Genomic DNA, 20692 nt, shown 5'->3' with positions numbered 1-20692 from the left:
ACCTTGCCGAGCATCAGGGTGGGGTCTCACGCAGCACGTAACCCACGCCGCGCACGGTGTGGATCAGGCGCGGTTCTCCCTCGGCCTCGGTCTTGCGGCGCAGGTACCCGACGTACACCTCGAGGGCATTGCCCGACGTCGGAAAATCGAAGCCCCACACCTCTTCGAGGATCCGGCTGCGGCTGAGCACCCGGCGGGGGTTGTGGATGAGCATCTCGAGCAGCGAGAACTCGGTACGGGTCAGGCTGATCGACCGGGAACCCCGGGTGACTTCGCGCGTCACCGGGTCGAGGCTCAGATCGGAGAAGGTCAGCGCCGCCGACTCGGTCCGGTCATCGGGTCCGGTCCGGCGGAGCAGCGCCCGCATCCGTGCCAGGAGTTCCTCAAGCGCGAACGGCTTCGGCAGGTAATCGTCTGCACCGGCGTCGAGGCCGGCCACCCGCTCGTCGATCGAGTCACGAGCCGTCAGCATCAGCACGGGCAGATCATCACCATTGCTGCGCAGCTGACGGCAGACGCCACGGCCGTCCAATCGGGGCATCATGTCGTCGAGCACCACGGCGTCGGGCCGGTCGCTGGAGATCAACTCCAGCGCCTCGACACCGTCTTGGGCCAGTTCGACCGAGTACCCGTTGAAAGTCAGCGACCGACGCAGCGATTCACGCACAGCGCGGTCATCGTCGACTACAAGGATTCGCACAGGCACAGTCTCACCCCACCATCTGAGAGCGGACTGAGAAGACGCGCCACGAGGGCGCGAGAAAAACCGTTACGACCGAAAGTCGAGATGGTTCAGACGCGGCGGTCGAGGTCGACCAGACCCAGACGCGCGGCCTTGAGCAGACGACGCGGCACCTTGTGCGCCTGACCTGCGACGTTCACGCTGACCAGGCCGGTGGCCTCGGCCTTCCACTGCGCGCGACGGCTACGGGTGTTCGAGCGCGACATCCTGCGCTTGGGCACAGCCATGATGTGCACCTCTCTTGCTAAACGGAATTGCTTGCGGTCAGCCGCGCCACGAACAAACGAACAAGGCCAGCGGCGATTGCACCTCAGGATAGCCGCCGACCTGCGTAGGCTCCAAAACGTCGCCCCAACCGGGCAACACGCAACCCCCAGCCCCCTTGACTCGGTACCGTCAGTACCGACTAACCTCCCTACCGGTTGGTTGAACGACGGGAGTGTGTGTGACATCACCAGCAGTCCGGATCGGTAACTGCTCGGGGTTCTATGGAGACCGGCTGGCGGCGATGCACGAGATGCTCGCCGGGGGTGAGCTGGACTACCTCACCGGCGACTATCTCGCCGAGTTGACCATGTTGATCCTCGCTCGCGACCGGGCCAAGAACGCCGACCTCGGATACGCCAAGACCTTCCTGCGCCAACTGGAGCAGTCGCTGGGTCTGGCCCTGGACCAGGGCGTGAAGATCGTCGCCAACGCCGGCGGCCTCAATCCGGCCGGCTTGGCCGCGGCGGTGCGCGCGCTGGCCGAGCGCCTCGGCTTGTCGGTGAACGTCGCGCACGTCGAAGGCGACGACCTCGTCGGCCGCGCCGCCGAGCTGGGCTTCGGCACCCCGCTGTCGGCGAATGCCTACCTCGGCGCCTGGGGCATCGTGGATTGTCTGAACTCCGGCGCCGACGTCGTCGTCACCGGGCGGGTCACCGATGCCTCGGTGATCGTCGGACCGGCCGCCGCGCACTTCGGCTGGACCCGCACCGACTACGACGCGCTCGCGGGCGCGATCGCCGCGGGCCATGTCATCGAGTGCGGCACCCAGGCCACGGGCGGCAACTTCAGCTTCTTCACCGAGATTCCGGACCTCATCCACCCCGGGTTCCCGCTGGCGGAGATCTCCGCCGACGGCTCGTCGGTGATCACCAAGCACCCCGGCACCGGCGGCCGCGTCAGTGTCGACACCGTCACCGCGCAGCTGCTGTACGAGATCACCGGGGCGCGCTACGCCAATCCCGACGCCACCCTGCGGATCGACTCGCTGGAGCTGGCCGCCGACGGCGAGGACCGCGTGCGCATCTCCGGCGTGCGGGGCGAAGCACCGCCGCCCACGTTGAAGGTGTCGCTCAACAGCATCGGCGGCTTCCGCAATGCGGCGTCCTTCATCCTCACGGGCCTGGACATCGAGGCGAAGGCCGATCTGCTGCAGCGCCAGCTGGAAGCCAGCATCGCGGTGCGGCCGACCGAGCTGCAATGGACGCTGGCCCGGACCGATCATCCCGACGCCGACACCGAGGAGCGCGCCAGCGCGCTGCTGCACTGTGTGGTGCGCGACCCCGATCCGGCCAAGGTCGGACGTCAATTCTCCGCGGCTGCAGTCGAACTCGCTCTGGCCAGCTATCCGGGATTCACAACGACGGCGCCTCCCGGCGACGGCCAGGTGTACGGCCTGTTCAAGCCCGGCTACGTCGACGCGGCCTTGGTGCCTCATGCGGCAGTACTGGCCGACGGCTCGCGGGTCGACATCGCACCGTCGGCGCAGACCCAGGCGCTGGGTCCGGTCGCCGACCCGGCGCTGCCCGAACCGCTGCCGGCCGGGCCGACCCGCCGGGCGCCGCTTGGTACCATCGCCGGGGCCCGCAGCGGCGACAAGGGCGGCTCGGCCAACGTCGGCGTCTGGGTCCGCACCGATGACCAATGGCGTTGGCTGGCAAACACATTGACCGTCGATAAGCTGCGCGAGCTGCTGCCCGAGACCGCCGATCTGGCCGTGACCCGGCACCTGCTGCCGAACATGCGCGCCATCAACTTCGTCATCGAGGGCATCCTCGGCGAAGGCGTTGCGTACCAGGCCCGATTCGACCCCCAAGCCAAGGGCCTCGGGGAATGGCTACGAACCCGTCATCTCGACATACCGGAGGAATTGATTTCGTGAGCATCTGGACCACGCCCGAACGCGATGCGCTGCGAAAGACCGTGCGCGCGTTCGCGGAACGCGAGATCCTGCCCCACGTCGACGAGTGGGAGCGCAGCGGCGAGCTGCCCCGCTCGCTGCATGAGGCAGCCGGTGCCGCCGGCCTGCTGGGCGCCCAGGCGCCCGAATCCGTCGGCGGTGGCGGTGGCGACGGCGCCGACGCGGTGATCGTCTGCGAGGAACTGCATTACGCCGGCGTGCCCGGCGGCGTCTTCGCATCGCTGTTCACCTGCGGGATCTCCACGCCGCACATGATCGCCTCCGGCGACCAGCGACTGATCGACACCTACGTGCGACCGACGTTGCAGGGCAAGATGATCGGCTCGCTGGCCATCACCGAACCCGGCGGTGGCTCGGATGTCGGACACCTGACGACGCGCGCCGAGCGCGACGGTGACGACTTCATCATCAATGGTGCCAAGACCTACATCACCTCGGGTGTGCGGGCCGACTATGTGGTGACCGCGGTGCGCACGGGTGGCCCTGGCGCAGGCGGGGTTTCACTGATCGTGGTGGACAAGAACACGCCCGGTTTCACCGTCAGCCGCAAGCTCGAGAAGATGGGCTGGCGCTCGTCGGACACCGCTGAGCTGTCCTATGTCGACGTCCGCGTCCCGGCCGCCAATTTGGTGGGGCCGGAGAACTCCGGCTTCCTGCAGATCGCCGGCGCCTTCGTCTCCGAGCGGGTCGGCCTTGCCGCCCAGGCATATGCGAGCGCGCAGCGCTGCCTGGACCTGACCGTGCAGTGGTGCCGGGACCGGGAGACGTTCGGCCGGCCGCTGATCTCGCGGCAGTCGGTGCAGAACACCCTGTCCGACATGGCCCGTCGCATCGATGTGGCCCGGGTCTACACGCACCACCTGGTGGAGCGGGAGTTGGCGGGTGAGACGAACCTGATCGCCGAGGTCTGCTTCGCCAAGAACACCGCCGTCGAGGCCGGCGAGTGGGTGGCCAACGCCGGCGTGCAGTTGTTCGGCGGCATGGGGTACATGGCCGAGTCGGAAATCGAGCGGCAGTACCGCGACATGCGCATCATCGGCATCGGCGGCGGCACCACCGAGATTCTCACCTCGCTGGCCGCCAAGACGTTGGGATTCCAGTCATGACCGCACTCAAGTCCAGGCTCGATACGGCGTCGGCCGGCTACACCGAAGCCGCCGCCACCATGTCGGCCAAGCTCACCGAGCTCGATGCCGAGCACGCCAAGGCCGTCGCCGGCGGGGGCGCGAAATACGTTGACCGCCACCATGCCCGCGGCAAGCTGACCGCGCGCGAGCGCATCGAGCAGCTCGTCGATCAGGACTCGCCGTTCCTGGAGCTGAGCCCTCTGGCCGCCTGGGGCAGCGACTTCGTCGTCGGTGCCAGCCTGGTCACCGGCATCGGTGTCGTCGAAGGCGTCGAGTGTCTGATCGTCGCCAACGATCCGACCGTCAAGGGCGGCACCAGCAACCCGTGGACGCTCAAGAAGATCCTGCGCGCCAACCAGATTGCCCGCGAGAACCGGCTGCCGGTGATCTCGATGGTCGAATCGGGCGGCGCCGATCTGCCGACGCAGAAGGAAATCTTCATCCCCGGTGGCGCGATGTTCCGGGACCTGACCCGGCTATCGGCTGAAGGCATCCCGACCATCGCGCTGGTGTTCGGCAACTCGACCGCCGGCGGCGCCTACATCCCCGGCATGTCCGACCACGTGGTGATGATCAAGGAGCGCTCGAAGGTGTTCCTGGCCGGGCCGCCGCTGGTCAAGATGGCCACCGGCGAGGAGTCCGACGACGAATCCCTCGGCGGCGCCGAAATGCACTCCCGGACATCGGGTCTCGGTGACTACTTCGCGCAGGACGAACTCGACGCCATCCGCATCGGCCGCCGTATCGTGGCCCGGTTGAACTGGCGCAAGCAGGGCCCGACGCCGGCACCGGTGGTGGCGCCGCTGTACCCCGAAGACGAACTGCTCGGCATCGTCGGCGCCGATCTGCGGATCCCGTTCGATCCGCGCGACGTCATCGCCCGCATCGTCGACGGCTCGGACTTCGACGAGTTCAAGCCGCTGTACGGCTCCTCGTTGGTGACCGGTTGGGCGAACCTGTGGGGCTACCCGGTGGGCATCCTGGCCAACGCGCGCGGCGTGTTGTTCAGCGAGGAGTCCCAGAAGGCCACGCAGTTCATCCAGCTGGCCAACCGCTCCGACACGCCATTGTTGTTCCTGCACAACACGACCGGCTACATGGTCGGCAAGGCGTACGAGGAAGGCGGGATGATCAAGCACGGCTCGATGATGATCAATGCCGTCTCCAACTCGAAAGTGCCGCACATCTCGCTGCTCATCGGCGCCTCGTACGGCGCAGGTCACTACGGCATGTGCGGCCGGGCCTACGACCCCCGGTTCCTGTTCGCCTGGCCCAGTGCGAAGTCCGCCGTGATGGGCGGTGCGCAGCTGGCGGGCGTGCTCTCGATCGTCAGCCGGGCGGCCACCGAAGCCCGGGGCGGCCAGGTCGACGAAGCCGCCGATGCGGCGCTGCGGGCCGCCGTCGAAGCGCAGATCGACGCTGAGTCGCTGCCGGCGTTCCTGTCCGGCCGGCTCTACGACGACGGCATCATCGACCCCCGTGACACCCGCACCGTGCTGGGAATGTGCTTGTCCGCCATTGCCAATGCCCCGATCGAGGGGACGTCGAACTTCGGCGTCTTCCGGATGTGAGTATCAGATGATCACGAAAGTACTGGTTGCCAACCGCGGCGAGATCGCCCGCCGGGTGTTCGCCACCTGCCGTCGACTCGGCATCGGCACCGTCGCGGTGTACACCGATCCCGACGCTGCCGCGCCGCACGTCGCCGAAGCTGACGACCGGGTGCGCCTGGAGGGTCGCACCGGTTACCTCGATGCCGTGCAGCTGATCGCCGCGGCCAAGGCATCTGGCGCCGACGCGATCCATCCCGGTTACGGATTCCTTTCCGAGAACCCCGATTTCGCGGCCGCGGTGCAGGATGCCGGGCTGACCTGGATCGGCCCGCCGGTGGCGGCCGTGCAGGCCATGGGCTCCAAGATCGAGGCCAAGAAGCTGATGTCGGCGGCCGGGGTTCCGGTCCTGACCGAGCTGGACCCCGACACCGTCACCGCCGACCAACTGCCGGTGCTCATCAAGGCATCCGCCGGTGGCGGCGGCCGCGGCATGCGGGTAGTTCGCGAATTGTCCGCGCTGCCGGCCGAAGTCGCGGCAGCGCAGCGCGAGGCCCAGTCCGCGTTCGGCGATCCGACGGTGTTCTGCGAGCGCTACCTGGCCAGCGGGCACCACATCGAGGTGCAGGTGATGGCCGACGCCCACGGCACGGTGTGGGCCGTCGGCGAACGCGAGTGCTCCATCCAGCGCCGGCACCAGAAGGTCATCGAGGAAGCACCGTCCCCGCTCGTCGAGCGGACCCCCGGGATGCGCGAAAAGCTTTTCGAGGCAGCTCGGTTGGCGGCCACCGCGATCGGGTACACCGGCGCCGGCACCGTCGAGTTCATGTCCGATGCGAACGGTGAATTCTTCTTCCTGGAGATGAACACCCGGCTGCAGGTCGAGCACCCGGTCACCGAGGAGACCACCGGACTCGATCTGGTCGAGCTGCAGCTGGAGGTGGCCGATGGCGGCGCGCTCGCCGCGGAACCGCCCGCCACGCAAGGACATTCGATCGAGGCCCGGCTCTACGCCGAGGACCCGGCGAAGGACTGGCAGCCCCAGGCCGGCACGGTGCACCGATTCGAGGTACCGGGTGTCCGAACCGAATTCAGCCTGTTGGGCCGAGCCGGAACGCGCCTCGACTCCGGCATCGTCGACGGTTCGGTCGTGTCGGTGTTCTACGACCCGATGCTGGCCAAGGTGATCTCGTTCGCGCCGACTCGTGACCGGGCCGCGGCGATCCTCGCCGATGCGCTGTCGCGGGCTCGTATCCACGGCCTGCGCACCAACCGCGATCTGCTCGTGAACGTGTTGCGGCACCCCGCTTTCCTGACCGGTGACACCGACACCGCGTTCTTCGACACGCACGGTCTGGCCGAACTGGCGGCACCGGCGGACACCGATGTCACGTTGGCCGCGGTCGCGGCGACGCTGGCCGATGCGGCATACAACCGCAGCACGGCAACCATTTTCGGCGCCGCACCGAGCGGCTGGCGGAACCTCACGTCGGGCTACCAGAGTCGTTCGTACGCTGACGCAGCCGGCGCCGAGCACCAGGTGCGGTACCGGTTCACGCGCGACGGCGTCGACCTGCCGGACCGCGACGACGTCACCGTGGTGACCACCGACCCGACTCGGGTCGTGTTGTCGCGGGGTGGAGTTGAACGCTCGTTCGACGTCGCTCGATACGGCGCGGACGTGTTCGTCGACTCCCCCGCCGGCGCGGTGCATCTCGTGGCCCAGCCGCGGTTCCCCGACCCGGACGCGGCGGTGGCCCAAGGTTCGCTCCTGGCCCCGATGCCCGGTCTCGTGGTCCGGGTCGGCGCGGCCGTCGGCGACGCGGTCACGGCCGGCCAGCCCCTGATCTGGCTGGAAGCCATGAAGATGGAACACACCATCGCCGCACCGGATTCCGGTGTGCTCACCGAACTCAACGTGCAACCCGGCCAACAGGTCGATGTCGGCGCCGTGCTGGCCCGCGTAGAAACCCCCGAAGGAGAATGACCGTGTCTTTCATCGAATCCGAAGAGCGCCAGGCGCTGCGCGAGGCCGTCGTCGGCATGGCCTCCAAGTTCGGCCAGGACTACTTCCTGGAGAAGGCCCGCGCCGGCCAGCACACCGATGAATTGTGGGCTGAGGCAGGCAAACTCGGCCTCCTGGGCGTCAACATGCCCGAGGAGTACGGCGGCGGCGGTGCCGGCATGTACGAGCTGAGCCTGGTCATGGAAGAGATGGCCGCGAACGGCTGTCCGCTGCTGATGATGGTGGTCTCGTCGGCCATCAACGGCACCATCATCTCCAAGTACGGCACCGAGGCACAGAAGAAGCGTTGGGTTCCGGGCCTCGCCGACGGCTCGTTCACCATGGCGTTCGCGATCACCGAACCCGACGCCGGCTCCAACAGCCACCGCATCACCACGACCGCCCGTCGCGACGGCGGCGACTGGATCCTGTCCGGGCAGAAGGTCTTCATCTCCGGCATCGACCAGGCCGACGCCGTGCTGGTCGTCGGGCGCACCGAGGACCACAAGACCGGCAACCTGAAGCCGGCACTGTTCGTGGTGCCCACCGATGCGCCCGGGCTGAGCTGGACCAAGATCGAGATGGAGATCATCAGCCCCGAGAGCCAGTTCCAGGTGTTCCTGGACGAGGTGCGGCTGCCCGCCGATGCCCTCGTCGGCTCCGAGGACGCCGCCATCGCGCAGCTGTTCGCCGGTCTGAACCCGGAGCGGATCATCGGTGCGGCCATGGCCGTCGGCACCGGTCGCCTCGCCATCCGGATCGCCACCGAGTACGTCAAGACCCGGCAGGTCTGGAAGGTCCCGGTCGGTGCCCATCAAGGCATCTCGCACCCGCTGGCCCAGATTCACATCGAGCTCGAGCTGGCCAAGCTGATGATGCAGAAGGCCGCCACGCTGTACGACGCCGGCGACGACTTCGGCGCCGCCGAGGCCGCGAACATGGCCAAGTACGCCGCGGGCGAGGCCTCGGTGCGCGCGGTCGATCAGGCCGTCCAGTCGCTCGGCGGCAACGGCCTGACCAAGGAGTACGGCATCGCTGCCGCCGTCACGGCGTCGCGACTGGGACGGATCGCTCCGGTCAGCCGCGAGATGGTGCTTAACTTCGTGGCGCAGACCTCACTCGGTCTGCCCCGCTCGTACTAAAGAGGGACCTCATGACCGCACTGGTCCATTACTCCGTCGAAAGTGGTGTCGCCCGGCTGACGCTGGACTCACCGCACAACCGCAATGCGATGTCGACCGCGCTGGTGGACCAGTTGCGGCAGGGCCTCACCGATGCCGCTGCCGAGCCCGGCGTCCGGGTGGTGGTGCTGGGCCACACCGGCGGCACCTTCTGTGCCGGGGCCGACCTGAGTGAAGCGGCCGGGCGCAGCCCCGGCGACCTCGCCGCTGCCCGGGCCCTGGAGGCGGCGCAGTTACTGCGGTCGATCCTCGAGCTGCCCGTTCCGGTGATCGCCGCGATCGACGGTCACGTCCGGGCCGGCGGCATGGGGTTGATCGGTGCCTGCGACCTGGTGGTCGCCGGCACCGCCAGCACCTTCGCGCTCACCGAGGCCCGGATCGGGGTGGCTCCGTCGATCATCTCGCTGACGCTGCTGCCGAAGATGACGGCCCGCGCGGCCGGTCGCTATTTCGTCACGGGCGAGAAGTTCGGCGCCGAGGAGGCCGAACGGATCGGCCTGGTGACGGTCGCGACCGACGATGTACCGGCCGCGGTCGCGAAGCTCACGGACGAGATCACCAAGGGTTCACCGCAGGGCCTGGCCGCATCGAAGGCGCTGACCACGGCGTCGATCCTGGCTGACTTCGACCGCGACGCGCAGAAGCTGGCCAAGCAGTCGGCGGAGCTGTTCGTCTCCGACGAGGCGCGGGAAGGCATGATGGCGTTCCTCCAGAAGCGGCAGCCGAACTGGAATAAGTGATCCACATCCCGTAACGGATCCGACATCGATGCGGCCACAGTTTGCAACATCAGCCTTGCAAGTCCCTGTGATCGTCGTAGGCTCGACTTGATGAGCACCCCAGGTTCGCGCGCACAGATGCGCGTCGTCGATACCGACCGGATACAGGTCGCTCACCTCCTCAGCGACGCGGCCGCGCAGGGACGGCTGCCGATGTCCGAGTACGAGGACCGGCTGAACCGCGCCTATTCCGCGCAGACGTACGCCGAACTGTCGAAGCTGAGTTCTGACCTGCCCTACATCACCACCGCGCCGTGGGAAGCGGGCGGCGAGTGCCACCCCGCACCCTCGACGCTGTTATTGGCGATCATGAGCGGATTCGAGCGCCGGGGCCGCTGGAATGTGCCGCAGCGGCTGACGTCGTTCTCGTTGTTCGGCGGCGGCGTCATCGATCTGCGGTACGCCGATTTCACGTCACCGGACGTCGAGATCCACTCCTACTCGATCTTCGGCGGGCAGACCATCCTGCTGCCGCCGGAGGTCAACGTCGACGTGCACGGTGTCGGTGTGATGGGCGCGTTCGACCACCTCGGACAGCAGGGCACCCCCGGCGCCCCGCGCGTCACCATCCGCGGCTTCTCTCTGTGGGGCCGCGTCGGCATCAAGTCGAAGAAGCGCAAGCCACTCGAGTCCGCCTAACCGCGAGCGTGCGTGTTTGTACGGCAACACGCCGCTTTTCGCGTGCACTTTGGCGCCGCTCGTCAGTGGCGAGCGACCCCAAAATGAACTCCGCCCCCGGTATGGCCGCGCAACGACGCGCGCACGCAGGAAATCAGCGGCGACGACGCCTTGACCGCAGGTAGTCACCGACCACCGCCGCACCCAACCCGTCCAGTTCCGGCACCACGACGCGACCTTCGACGCGGCGCGCCACCTGGTCGATGAACCGGGCCAGTCCTGGGTCGCTCCCCAACCGGAAGATGGTGATCTGCGCGCCCATTCGGGCTACCTCGTCGAAGCTGCGCACCGTGAAGGCGATGGTGCGCGGATGCGGCGGGTAGTCGAAGAACGTCTCGGTGCCCGTGCGGTACTGCTCCAGGTGGGCCGTCGGCTCACCGTCGGTGACCACCAGGATGACCGGTTGCGCATTGGGATGACGACGCAGGTGCCGGGCAGCGAGCAGCAGCGCGTGGTGCAGGTTGGTGCCCTGTTCGTAGACGCCTTCCAGCCCGGTCAACTCGGCCGCGGACACCGTGCGGGCATGCCGGCCAAAAGCAATGATCTGTAAGGCATCTGACCGGAACCGGGTACTCACCAGATGATTGAGCGCCAGGGCGGTGCGCTTCATCGGCAGCCACCGGTTCTCCATCACCATCGAGAACGAAGTGTCCACCAACAGCGCCACCACAGCCTGGGTGCGGGTCTCGGTTTCTGAGATCTCCACATCATCAACGCTGATCCGCAACGGCCCATCGGGGTCCGTGCCGGCCTGCCGCAGCACCGTGTTGGTCAGTGTGCGCGTGACGTTCCACGGCTCGGTGTCACCGAACTGCCACGGCCGGGTGGCCCCGGTCAGCTCACCGGCCGCACCGGCCCGACGAGTGTCCCGCTCGCCGTGTCGGCCGGAAAGTTGTTGCGCCACATCACGCAGCGCCGCCTGACCGAGCTGGCGCATGGCCTTCGGCGACAACCGCCACTGCCCGTCGGAACCGCGATCGAGGAAGCCCTGATTCATCAGGGTGCGCTCCAATTCCGCCAACGCACGCGCGTCGACGGCGGCCTCGTCGCCCAGCTGCCGGGCGAGCATGTCCAGATCGACGTCGTCCATCTGGGCACCGGCGTAACTCTGCGAAAGCTGTTCCGCCAGTTGCTCCAACTCGGCGATATCCGCCATCGCCTGGGCGGCCTCCCCCATGCCCAGCGGGTTGTTTCCCGTGAAACTCCGCTCCCCGGTCCAGTCCTCGCCGGGGCGGGCGGCCTGCAGGTTGCCGTCGAGTCGGTCGAGTGCGTTCATCAGCGACGGTGACCCGAATGCCTGCTGTGCCAACGCATCCAGCTCGGCGCGCTGGTCGGGCGACAGACTGTTGCGGAAGCGCTGCGCGGCCGCGGCCCGCTGAGCCAAGGAGTCCAGCAGCTCGTCGACGTTCTGCGGATTCTCCGGGAAGAACTGGCCGTGCTTGGCCATGAAATCCTGGAAATCCTGTTGGGTGTCTTCGCCTTTGGCGTGCTTCTCCAAGAGGTTGTTCAGGTCGTCGAGCATGTCGTTGACGGCCTGACGGTCCTCGTCGGTGGCGTTCTCCAGCGCGTCCTTCATGCCGGCGAATCGTTGGTCCAGCATCTCCCGGCCGAGCAGATCCTTGATCTGCTCGTACTTCTGCCGGGCCTCCGCCGAACGCCAGTCGTATTCGGAGAGCTCCTGTACGGCTTTCGCCGGCGACGGCGACAACGACTCCAACTGCAGTTCGCCGAACCGCGCGTCGTCGTCGAGCGCCCTGGCCAGTTCCTTGCGCTCGGCGAGCACGGCCTCATCGAGCAGCTTCTTGATCTCCTGCAGGGTGCCGTCCAGGTTGTTGCGCGACAGCAACTCCCGACGACGCCGGTTGGCCTCGGCGGCCAGCCGGTCGGCACCGCGCATGTTCTGGGTACCCCGACGCAGGAGTTCGGACAGCGCACGCCGGGGCGACGCGCCCTCCATGACGTCCTGGCCGATCTGCTCCAGCGCCTCCCTCAGGTCGACGGGGGGCGCCAGCGGATCCGGGCCGCCGGTGTAGCGCGAATACCGCGAGAGGTGTTCAGCCATAAACCGTTTCGCCGTCGTCAGAAGTCTTGTCGATGCGCTTGGCCAGATACAGCGCTTCCAGCGCCAGCTCGACGGCCGCCGCCCGCTCGCCATCGGATTGGGCGTCGAGCCGCTCAGCGATCGCCTCGATCACCGGCAGGTCGGGCAGTGCAGCCAGTACGTCCTTGGCCGACACCCGCTCCCCCGTCGTCACCGGTGAATCCCCTTCCACCGCAGTGACCAACGAACCGACATCGATGCCGCCGAGCAGTCGCTGTGCGGTGTCGGCGGTGGCGCGACGCAGCAGGTGCTCCAGCACCGCCTGCTCGCGCCCTTCCTCACCGGATTCGAATTCCAGCTTGCCGCGCAGCACGCCGATGATGGTCTGCAGGTCGACGACCCGGGCCACCGGGTCCTGTTCGCCCAGAATCGCCGAACGGTGCTGAGCCGCGGCGCCGACGGTTTCGGCCGCGGCGATGGCGAAGCGGGCCGAGACGCCGGAGCGCTGATCGATCGACTGCGACTCGCGCAGGTACCGCGCGAAGCGGCCCAGAATCTGGAGCAGGTACCCCGGAACCTCGGCGGCCAGGTGGGCCTCCTGCTTGATGACGCCGACCTCGGCGTCGAGCTCCAGCGGGTAGTGCGTGCGAATCTCGGCGCCGAAGCGGTCCTTCAGCGGCGTGATGATGCGGCCACGGTTGGTGTAGTCCTCGGGGTTGGCGCTGGCCACCACGAGCACGTCGAGCGGCAGCCGCAGGGTGTAGCCGCGGACCTGGATGTCGCGCTCCTCCATCACGTTGAGCATCGCAACCTGGATGCGCTCGGCGAGGTCGGGCAGCTCGTTGATCGCGACGATGCCGCGGTGCGCCCGCGGGATGAGGCCGTAGGCGATGGTCTCCGGGTCGCCCAGGCTGCGTCCCTCGGCCACCTTGATGGGGTCGATGTCGCCGACGAGGTCGGCGACGCTGGTGTCCGGCGTCGCCAGCTTCTCGGTGTAGCGCTCGCTGCGGTGCTTCCAGGTGATGGGTAGATCATCGCCCGAATCCGCGGCCCGGCGGATCGACTCCGGCGTGATCGGCGAATACGGGTGCTCACCTAGCTCCGAGCCCGCGATGACCGGGGTCCATTCGTCCAGCAGCCCGACCAGACCGCGCAGCAGGCGGGTCTTGCCCTGGCCGCGCTCGCCGAGCAGCACGACGTCGTGCCCGGCGATCAGCGCGCGCTCCAGCTGCGGCAGCACGGTGTCCTCGAAGCCGAAGATGCCGGGCCACACATCCTGGCCGTCAGCCAGCGCGGCCAGCAGGTTCTCGCGGATTTCGGTCTTGATGCCCCGTTCCCGGTGGCCCGTTGCTTTCAACGCGCCGACGGTCTTCGGCAGATCGGGTTCGTTAGGTGACGTCACGACCTCCACGCTACGACGGTGCTCCGTGACCGGCAGCACCTTGGGCTCCGGAGCTTTACCCAGTACCCTCGGTATCGTGAACTCGCTCGACTGGACTAACCGCCCCACCGACCTCGAGTTCGGCCCCGCCGCGTGGCAGAGCCGACTGCTCGGCGGGCTGACCGCGGTGTTCGTCCGACCGGTAATTGCCCTGCTCACGCTGGTGGGCATGGTCGTCAACCGGTTCCGTCCCGAGCTCGTGCAGCGGGGTCGCTACGACATCATCGACCCGGCATTCCGCGTCTTCCGCCCGCTGCCGGGCACCGAGGTGACGTCGATCGCACTGCCCGATTGCCCGGCCGAATGGATCGTCGCACCCGGCGCACGGGATTCCGATCGGGTGATCGTGTACTTCCACGGTTCCGCGCTCATCACCCTCGGGCTGAACTCGCACCGGCGCTGGGCCAGCAAGCTCTCCGCAGAGACGGGCGCCCGGGTTTTGAACGTCGGCTACCGGCTGGCCCCGCAGGCCACGATCGAAGAGGCCGTGAGCGACGGACTCGACGCCTACCGCCTGGTGCTGGCTTCCGGGGTGGACTCCACGAAGATCGTGTTCGCCGGCGACTCGGCGGGTGGCCTGATCGCCGCCGACACCGCGATCGCCGCACGCGACAGCGGTCTGCCGGTGCCCGCGGCTCAGGTCTTGCTGTCGGCGCTGACGTCGTCGGACATGAACCTGAAGTACAACGCCATGCTCGAATCGCGCGACGTGCTGTTCCCGTTCATGGCGGTGAAGTACATCTACACGGTCTTCGCCACGAAGAACGGCACCCACCCCGTGCCCCAGATGCCCACCGAAGCCGACCTCCACGGCCTCGGCCCGACGCTGCTGCAGATCGGCACCAACGAAATGCTGCGCAACGACTCCTTCGCGCTCGCCGACGCACTGCGCGCGGCCGGTGCCCAGGCCTGGGTTCAGGTGTGGGACGCGGCAATGCACATGTTCCAGCTGAGCTTCGACGTCAACCCGGACGCCCGCAAGGCCGTCTCCGAGATCGTCGCGTTCTTCGAATACGCCACCACTCAAAAACACGACGAGGTCGCTTCCTAGTCGCTTCAACCGCCGAGTGGCCAGTTATGACACGCATTTTCGTGATTTACGTGCGATAACTGGCCCCTGAGCGATATCCACAGACCGCGATTCATCCACAGCCCGGCACGAAAAGCCACACCGGCGCGCCGTTGCGTCGGACCCGAGTCGCACCTTCGGTGCATGACCGCACCATTCCTGGGCACCGAGGCGTTGGCTTCCGGCCACGTATCTCGGCGAGAACTCAACCGCCATCACCGCATCTACCGTGACGTCTACCTCCCGGCCGACGTCACGCTGACGGCGGAAATGCGAGCCGAGGCCGCTTGGCTGTGGTCCGACCGTCTCGCGACCACAGGCGGACTCTCCGCCGCCGCGCTGTATGGCACATTGTGGGTCGACCCCAGATCACCCGCGGAATTGTTCCGGACGAACGGAAAACCCGTGTCGGGCATCATCATTCACCGCGATGTTCTACTCCCAGACGAAGTCGAAGAAGTGCGCGGCATCTCCGCGACCACGCCCGCGCGCACCGGGTTCGATCTCGGTCGTCGCAGGGGACGGGAGCGTGCTCTGGTTCGTGTCGACGCACTGGCCAACCAAACCGGAGTCACCGCCAAGGAGATCGATTACCTGATTCCGCGGCATCGCGGAGTCCGCGGCCTGGTTCAATTGCGCGAGGTTCTCGAGCTGATGGACGACGGAGCCGAATCGCCACAAGAGTCGAGGACTCGACTGGCGCTCATCGACGCCGGACTGCCGAAGCCGGAAACCCAGATCGAGGTCCACGACGAATTCGGGGAGTTCGTCGGCCGCATCGATATGGGCTACCGGGAGTTCAAGGTCGGCATCGAGTACGACGGCGTCCAGCATTGGGACGACCCCGAGCAACGCGCCAAAGATATCGAGCGGTTGGCCAGACTGCTCGAGGCAGGTTGGATGATCATCCGGGTCAGTTCCGACATCTTGCGAAACCGGCCCCGAACATTCGTCGTCAGAACTTGCCAGGCGCTACGCGCCGCCGGCGCCGAATGGCCAGTCATTGCACGGATTTTGGGTGATCGCGTGTATTAAGTGGCCACTCGCCGCCCAAAACGCCGAGTGGCCAGATACGACACGCATCTTCGCAATTTGCGCGTCATAACTGGCCACTCAGCCGGCAAGACCTAGTGGGCGAAGTGCCGAGCGCCGGTCAGGTACAGCGTGATCCCGGCGGCGGCAGCGGCAGCGGTGACTTCGTCATCGCGGACCGAACCACCCGGGTGCACAATGGCTTTCACGCCGGCGTTGGTCAAGGTCTCCAGGCCGTCGGGGAACGGGAAGAAGGCGTCCGACGCCGCAACAGCACCGCGCACCCTGTCACCGCCCCGCTCGACCGCGAGCCGCGCCGCGTCGACCCGGTTCACCTGGCCCATGCCGACACCGACAGTAGCGCCGTTGGCGGCGACCACGATGGCGTTCGACTTCACGGCACGGCAAGCGCGCCAGGCAAACACCAGGTCGGCCAACGTCTCTGGGTCGGCCGGGGTGCCGGTCGCCAGGGTCCAGTTGGCAGAGTCATCGCCCGCCGCGTCCAGCGCGTCGCGCTGCTGCACCAGCAGACCACCGCTGACCTGACGGAACTCCGTGCCGCCGGGCTGCGGCTCGGAAGCCACCAGGATGCGAATGTTCTTCTTACGGCTCAGGATTTCGACGGCACCCGGCTCGAAGGCGGGGGCGACGATCACCTCGGTGAAGATGTCGGCGACGGTCTCGGCCATCTCCTCGGTCACCGCCGTGTTGGCCGCGATGACGCCGCCGAACGCGCTCAGGGGATCGCACTCATGCGCCTTGCGGTGCGCATCGGCGACCGAGATCGACGACACCGCAATGCCACACGGGTTGGCGTGCTTGATGATCGCCACGCAGATGTCCTCGTGGTCGAACGCCGCCCGCCACGCCGCGTCGGCGTCGGTGAAATTGTTGTAGGACATCTCTTTTCCGTGCAGCTGCTCAGCCTGCGCGAGCCCCGGCCAGCCGGCGTCGTCGCTGTAGAGCGCGGCCTTCTGGTGCGGGTTCTCGCCGTAGCGCAGCACATCGGAGCGACGCCAGGTCGAACCGAGCCAGGCCGGCATGCCCGCGGCAGACGCCTCGTCATCGCCCGGCACGAGCACCGATCCCATCCAGGAAGCCACGGCCACGTCGTACTCGGCGGTGTGCCGGAAAGCCAACGACGCCAACTTCTTCCGCTCTTCGAGCGTGAAGCCACCGGCGTTGACGGCAGCCAGCACGCCGTCGTAACCCAGGGGGTCGACGACGACGGCGACGCTCGGGTGGTTCTTCGCCGCGGCGCGGACCATCGACGGGCCGCCGATGTCGATCTGCTCGACGCACTCGTCCTCGGAGGCACCCGACGCGACGGTCTGCGTGAACGGATACAGGTTCACCACAACGAGTTCGAACGCCTCGACGCCGAGCTCGTCCAGCGCGGCGAGGTGCTCGGCCTTGCGGGTGTCGGCCAGCAGACCGGCGTGCACGCGCGGGTGCAGCGTCTTGACCCGGCCGTCGAGCACCTCGGGGAATCCCGTGACCTCTTCCACGGGCGTGACCGGGATACCCTCGGCAGCAATGGTTTTCGCAGTCGACCCGGTCGACACCAGGGTCACTCCGGCCGCGTGCAGCCCGCGGGCCAGCTCCGCCAGGCCGGTCTTGTCGTACACGCTGATCAGCGCGCGCCGAATCGGTCGTCGCGTCATCCTATGGCCGCCTTTCGTCCACTCCACGTCACGCCGCGGAGGGCCACCGCGGCGATCACATCTACCAGCAGTCGTCGCTCGACGACCTTGATCCGTTCATGCAGCGACGATTCGTCGTCGCCATCGAGTACCGCCACCGGCTCCTGCGCCAGGATCGGCCCGGTATCGGTACCGGCATCCACCAGGTGCACCGTGCTGCCGGTGACGCGCACTCCGTACGCGAGGGCGTCGGGCACCGCATGCGCCCCGGGGAACGACGGCAGCAGCGCCGGGTGAGTGTTCAGCACCCGGCCTTGGAAGCGCGCCAGAAACGTCGGTCCGAGGATTTTCATGAAGCCCGCCGACACCACCAGATCCGGCTCATGGGCGGCGACCGCTTCGGTCAGCGCGATGTCCCAGGCGGCCCGGTCGGCGTGGTCGCGCAACCGGGCGGTGAATGTCGCCGCACCGGCCGCCGCGCCGATCTCCAGCGCTTGGCAATCCCGGTCCGTTCCGACCGCCACGACGCGCGCCGGGTAGTCATCAACCGCTGCTGCCAGCACCGATTCGAGCAGCGAACCGGTCCCCGAGGCCAGGACGACGAGCCGCGCCGGCGCAGTCGGGGGCACACGGAGCGGTTGCTGCACGGGAGCAGCCTAGTGGCCGTCGTCGTCGACGACGAAATGCGCCTCAGGGTCCTCGTCAGGGTCGAAGGCGATGTGTTCGCCGATGCGATCGGTGGTGCCGGACTGATACGCCTCGGCCGGCGCTGGGGTCATGTCCGGTTCGGGACGGGCCGGCCGACGGGGTTCGGCGGGTTTGGCCATCGGCTCAGGATCGGGTTCGGGCGCCGGCTCAGGTGCCGACTCTGGGGCGGACTCGAACGCCGGGCCGCCCGCGAAATGCGAATCGTCGTCAACATCCACGGCAGCGGCCGGGACGTCGCCGAACAGCACCTCCGTCACGGGTTCGTCGTCCTCGACGATCTCAGCGTCGGCCGGTTCGTTGTCATGCGCTTCTGCCACCGGCGCGACGGGCACCGGCCGCTCCGGGCGACGCGTCAGGCCGCCGGCCATCGCCACCGTGAGACCGCCGATCGACACGAACCACAGGAACACCCCCGGCCCGAACGTCGTCTGGTCCACCCCGAGCTCACCGAAGTTGCCAAGGCGACCACTGCCGGCGATCGCGAGCATGACCATCATCACCGCAGCCAGCAGCGACGCCACCGCCAACTTCGCGAACGCAATCGGCCACGGGGCCGGGCGCCGCGCGCACTGCTGCCCCACCGCCACCGCCGAGGCCGCCGCGATGATCAGCAGCGCCACCCACACCGGACCCAACGGAGGTGACGGCACCGCGGCCAGCACCGGCACCGCGGGGACGTCGCCGCCGAGCACCGTGAACGAACTGAACGTCGCCAACCCGATGTGCACACTCGAGCCGACGGCCACCGCCGCGGATCCGACCATGACGTTCGGGATGTACAGCGCAGACAGCACGGTCAGGCTGAGCTGGCCGAACACCGAGTCGGTGATCCCGAACAGGTCGTGCATCGTCGACCAGTGCACGACCATCGAACCGACCGCGACCAGCCCAGACAAGCCGAGCAGCGCCAGCACCCCGGCGAGCGCCGCGCGCAGCGCTTCGGGGAGCCAGTAGGGCAGGTGGGCGTCGGTCAGGAGTCGTCCCTGCAGCCGCGAGCCGACGCCGATGGCCGCTCCGACCGCGTGCACAGCCAGCACGCAGCCGAACGCTTGGAGGGCGTTGGGGGTCTGCAGCTCGGTGAGCACCGACGACGCATCGTGGATCACCGCGATCGCGATTGCCGCGATCAGCAAAGGTCCGCCGAGGGCCGACGCGACGATCCACCGGACGACGAACCACGACGCACCCGGCCGCGTCGCCGCCGCCGTGGTGCGGGCGGTGCCCCACACCATCGCCAGCAGCGGGGCCAGCGGCATCACGCCGAGTTCGGCGCCGGCGATCGAGACCGGCACGCCGTGCACGCCCAGCCACATGCTGGCCATCGCGCCGAACGCGCCGGTCAGATCGCTATTGGCGATGACCAGCTGGATCAGCGTCAGCGCAGCGATGATCGCCAGGGCGATGCCCGACGGGCCGAACGCAACCCGAAGCAGGTCACGCGCTTGGCGCGTACCGACTGGTCGGTTATCCACTAGCTGGGTCACTCCTCGCGCAGGTCTCACCCGCCGGTTGCGAGTGCCCTAGCGATTATGACGACGCCGGACCCGATTACTGCGGAGCCGGGGGCTGCTGGAAAGTCGTTGTCGGCTCGGAAGCACCCGGAACGCTCGGCGACGAGCCGTACGACGACGATCCGGCGACCGCCTCAGACGCCGACGGCTGCGGGGCCGACGACTGCTGCGGGGCCTGAGACTGACCGCCAGACGACTGCGGCTGACCGAACGCGGGGAAACCCGTCGGAGGGGTCGGCGGACCCGAGTCGGCACCGTGCTGCGGCGCACCCTGCTGACCGGTGTAGCCGCCGATGGGACCGTTCTGCGGCTGCTGCTGGTATCCGCCCTGCTGACCGAAGTGCTGGCCGGTCTGCTGGCCGTATTGCTGCTGGGGCTGCTGGCCGTAGTACTGGGCCTGCGGGTTGTAGCCCTGTGCCGGTCCGCCGTAGTTGTACGGATCGGGCTGCGGGCGCGGCGCGGGCGGCTGGATGACGCCGGCGTCGAGCAGCAGCGCGGCCACGGCGCTACCGGCCTGCAGCACGGACAGCACCAGCACGGTGTAGAGGCCCCACTCGACCTCGATGCCCTTGGGCGCCTGCACGATCTCGTTGATGACCAGCAGCAACGCCAGCACCGACAGGATGGCGACCCACGACTTGAAGCTCTTCTGCTTCGGCAGCAGGCTGACGCCGGCGAGCAGCGCGGCCAAGACAGCGACCACGATCGGAGCCTGGGTCAGGATGCTGCCGGTGCCCGCGTCGAGGCCTCCGGCACCCAACTGGGGCGCGAAGTTGAACCCGAAGATGAGCAGGCCGAGCGCCGCCACCGCGGTGGTCAGGTACTCCGGCAGTTTGCTCGGGCCGGCCGGCGCGGCAGGCGCAGCCGGGATCTGCTCGGGCAGGCGGTTGAACTGCTGGGTCGGCCCTCCGAACTGGTTGGGCTGCTGGGCGGGCGGATAGCCGGGGTTACCGGGCTGGTACGTCATGACCTCTCCTGTACCTGTCGACTCGACCAACCA

The 20692-nt window shown here is 67.9% G+C and carries 17 protein-coding genes; 9 read left to right on the top strand and 8 right to left on the bottom strand.

The window, feature by feature from the left end:
* Positions 1-13: 13 nt before the first annotated feature.
* Both TL10_RS00940 and rpmF read right to left on the bottom strand, forming a co-directional pair.
* On the bottom strand, positions 14-700 hold the full coding sequence (locus TL10_RS00940) for a response regulator transcription factor (protein WP_043401013.1): 687 nt from the start codon (positions 698-700) through the stop codon (positions 14-16).
* A 92-nt stretch (positions 701-792) separates the two neighbouring features.
* Positions 793-969 (bottom strand): 50S ribosomal protein L32, encoded by a 177-nt coding sequence (gene rpmF, locus TL10_RS00935; protein WP_043401019.1) that lies wholly within the window; start codon positions 967-969, stop codon positions 793-795.
* A gap of 218 nt (positions 970-1187) precedes the next feature.
* On the opposite strand from rpmF, the gene TL10_RS00930 reads away from it, so the two are divergent.
* From TL10_RS00930 to TL10_RS00900, 7 genes are all read left to right on the top strand, one after another.
* Positions 1188-2888 (top strand): acyclic terpene utilization AtuA family protein, encoded by a 1701-nt coding sequence (locus TL10_RS00930; RefSeq protein ID WP_082067787.1) that lies wholly within the window; start codon positions 1188-1190, stop codon positions 2886-2888.
* Positions 2885-4033: an acyl-CoA dehydrogenase family protein gene (locus TL10_RS00925; RefSeq protein WP_043984032.1), complete on the top strand. Its 1149-nt coding sequence runs from the start codon at positions 2885-2887 to the stop codon at positions 4031-4033. The genes TL10_RS00930 and TL10_RS00925 overlap by 4 nt, the downstream gene beginning before the upstream one ends.
* The gene (locus tag TL10_RS00920) at positions 4030-5625 is read left to right on the top strand and encodes an acyl-CoA carboxylase subunit beta (RefSeq protein ID WP_043390804.1); all 1596 of its coding nucleotides are present in this window, start codon (positions 4030-4032) and stop codon (positions 5623-5625) included. Before TL10_RS00925 ends, TL10_RS00920 begins: the two co-directional genes overlap by 4 nt.
* A gap of 7 nt (positions 5626-5632) precedes the next feature.
* Positions 5633-7591: an acetyl/propionyl/methylcrotonyl-CoA carboxylase subunit alpha gene (locus TL10_RS00915; RefSeq protein WP_043984031.1), complete on the top strand. Its 1959-nt coding sequence runs from the start codon at positions 5633-5635 to the stop codon at positions 7589-7591.
* Positions 7588-8751 carry an acyl-CoA dehydrogenase family protein gene (locus TL10_RS00910; RefSeq protein WP_043390799.1) on the top strand — a complete coding sequence of 388 codons (1164 nt, stop codon included), beginning with the start codon at positions 7588-7590 and terminating at the stop codon, positions 8749-8751. The genes TL10_RS00915 and TL10_RS00910 overlap by 4 nt, the downstream gene beginning before the upstream one ends.
* An 11-nt stretch (positions 8752-8762) precedes the next feature.
* Positions 8763-9530: an enoyl-CoA hydratase family protein gene (locus tag TL10_RS00905; protein ID WP_043984030.1), complete on the top strand. Its 768-nt coding sequence runs from the start codon at positions 8763-8765 to the stop codon at positions 9528-9530.
* A 90-nt stretch (positions 9531-9620) separates the two neighbouring features.
* Positions 9621-10208 carry a DUF1707 SHOCT-like domain-containing protein gene (locus tag TL10_RS00900; RefSeq protein WP_043390795.1) on the top strand — a complete coding sequence of 196 codons (588 nt, stop codon included), beginning with the start codon at positions 9621-9623 and terminating at the stop codon, positions 10206-10208.
* A gap of 133 nt (positions 10209-10341) precedes the next feature.
* Here the strand turns inward: TL10_RS00900 and TL10_RS00895 are convergent, their stop codons facing one another.
* On the bottom strand, positions 10342-12309 hold the full coding sequence (locus TL10_RS00895; RefSeq protein WP_043984029.1) for a VWA domain-containing protein: 1968 nt from the start codon (positions 12307-12309) through the stop codon (positions 10342-10344).
* Positions 12302-13690 carry a sigma 54-interacting transcriptional regulator gene (locus tag TL10_RS00890; RefSeq protein WP_043984156.1) on the bottom strand — a complete coding sequence of 463 codons (1389 nt, stop codon included), beginning with the start codon at positions 13688-13690 and terminating at the stop codon, positions 12302-12304. The genes TL10_RS00895 and TL10_RS00890 overlap by 8 nt, the downstream gene beginning before the upstream one ends.
* A gap of 76 nt (positions 13691-13766) precedes the next feature.
* Between TL10_RS00890 and TL10_RS00885 the strand changes: the two genes are divergently transcribed.
* Together TL10_RS00885 and TL10_RS00880 are read left to right on the top strand one after the other, a co-directional pair.
* Complete coding sequence (locus TL10_RS00885) at positions 13767-14780, top strand: alpha/beta hydrolase (RefSeq protein ID WP_043984154.1); 1014 nt, start codon at positions 13767-13769, stop codon at positions 14778-14780.
* 162 nt (positions 14781-14942) lie between these two features.
* Complete coding sequence (locus TL10_RS00880) at positions 14943-15833, top strand: type IV toxin-antitoxin system AbiEi family antitoxin (protein WP_043390789.1); 891 nt, start codon at positions 14943-14945, stop codon at positions 15831-15833.
* A 92-nt stretch (positions 15834-15925) separates the two neighbouring features.
* Here TL10_RS00880 and purH read toward each other — a convergent pair whose 3' ends face one another.
* The 4 genes from purH to TL10_RS00860 form a co-directional block, all read right to left on the bottom strand.
* Positions 15926-17494 carry a bifunctional phosphoribosylaminoimidazolecarboxamide formyltransferase/IMP cyclohydrolase gene (gene purH, locus TL10_RS00875; RefSeq protein ID WP_043390787.1) on the bottom strand — a complete coding sequence of 523 codons (1569 nt, stop codon included), beginning with the start codon at positions 17492-17494 and terminating at the stop codon, positions 15926-15928.
* Positions 17491-18120 (bottom strand): phosphoribosylglycinamide formyltransferase, encoded by a 630-nt coding sequence (gene purN, locus TL10_RS00870; protein ID WP_043390785.1) that lies wholly within the window; start codon positions 18118-18120, stop codon positions 17491-17493. The genes purH and purN overlap by 4 nt, the downstream gene beginning before the upstream one ends.
* A gap of 9 nt (positions 18121-18129) precedes the next feature.
* The gene (locus TL10_RS00865) at positions 18130-19653 is read right to left on the bottom strand and encodes a cell division protein PerM (RefSeq protein WP_043390783.1); all 1524 of its coding nucleotides are present in this window, start codon (positions 19651-19653) and stop codon (positions 18130-18132) included.
* Between the two features lie 76 nt (positions 19654-19729).
* Positions 19730-20659, bottom strand: a complete 930-nt coding sequence (locus tag TL10_RS00860; protein WP_043984028.1) for a DUF5336 domain-containing protein — start codon at positions 20657-20659, stop codon at positions 19730-19732.
* Positions 20660-20692 lie beyond the last annotated feature (33 nt).

It is taken from the genome of Mycolicibacterium llatzerense (genome assembly GCF_000878195.1).
Classification (GTDB): domain Bacteria; phylum Actinomycetota; class Actinomycetes; order Mycobacteriales; family Mycobacteriaceae; genus Mycobacterium; species Mycobacterium llatzerense.
The sequence above is the reverse complement of the archived record's forward strand: the minus strand, read 5'-3'. Positions and strand labels throughout refer to the sequence as shown.

What these genes read in the sequence shown, in the direction of transcription:
- rpmF (WP_043401019.1), bottom strand. Translation starts at nt 969, where the DNA reads ATGGCTGTGCCCAAGCGCAGGATGTCGCGCTCGAACACCCGTAGCCGT.
- TL10_RS00920 (WP_043390804.1), top strand. Translation starts at nt 4,030, where the DNA reads ATGACCGCACTCAAGTCCAGGCTCGATACGGCGTCGGCCGGCTACACC.
- TL10_RS00915 (WP_043984031.1), top strand. Translation starts at nt 5,633, where the DNA reads ATGATCACGAAAGTACTGGTTGCCAACCGCGGCGAGATCGCCCGCCGG.
- TL10_RS00910 (WP_043390799.1), top strand. Translation starts at nt 7,588, where the DNA reads ATGACCGTGTCTTTCATCGAATCCGAAGAGCGCCAGGCGCTGCGCGAG.
- TL10_RS00905 (WP_043984030.1), top strand. Translation starts at nt 8,763, where the DNA reads ATGACCGCACTGGTCCATTACTCCGTCGAAAGTGGTGTCGCCCGGCTG.
- TL10_RS00900 (WP_043390795.1), top strand. Translation starts at nt 9,621, where the DNA reads ATGAGCACCCCAGGTTCGCGCGCACAGATGCGCGTCGTCGATACCGAC.
- TL10_RS00895 (WP_043984029.1), bottom strand. Translation starts at nt 12,309, where the DNA reads ATGGCTGAACACCTCTCGCGGTATTCGCGCTACACCGGCGGCCCGGAT.
- TL10_RS00880 (WP_043390789.1), top strand. Translation starts at nt 14,943, where the DNA reads ATGACCGCACCATTCCTGGGCACCGAGGCGTTGGCTTCCGGCCACGTA.
- purH (WP_043390787.1), bottom strand. Translation starts at nt 17,494, where the DNA reads ATGACGCGACGACCGATTCGGCGCGCGCTGATCAGCGTGTACGACAAG.
- TL10_RS00860 (WP_043984028.1), bottom strand. Translation starts at nt 20,659, where the DNA reads ATGACGTACCAGCCCGGTAACCCCGGCTATCCGCCCGCCCAGCAGCCC.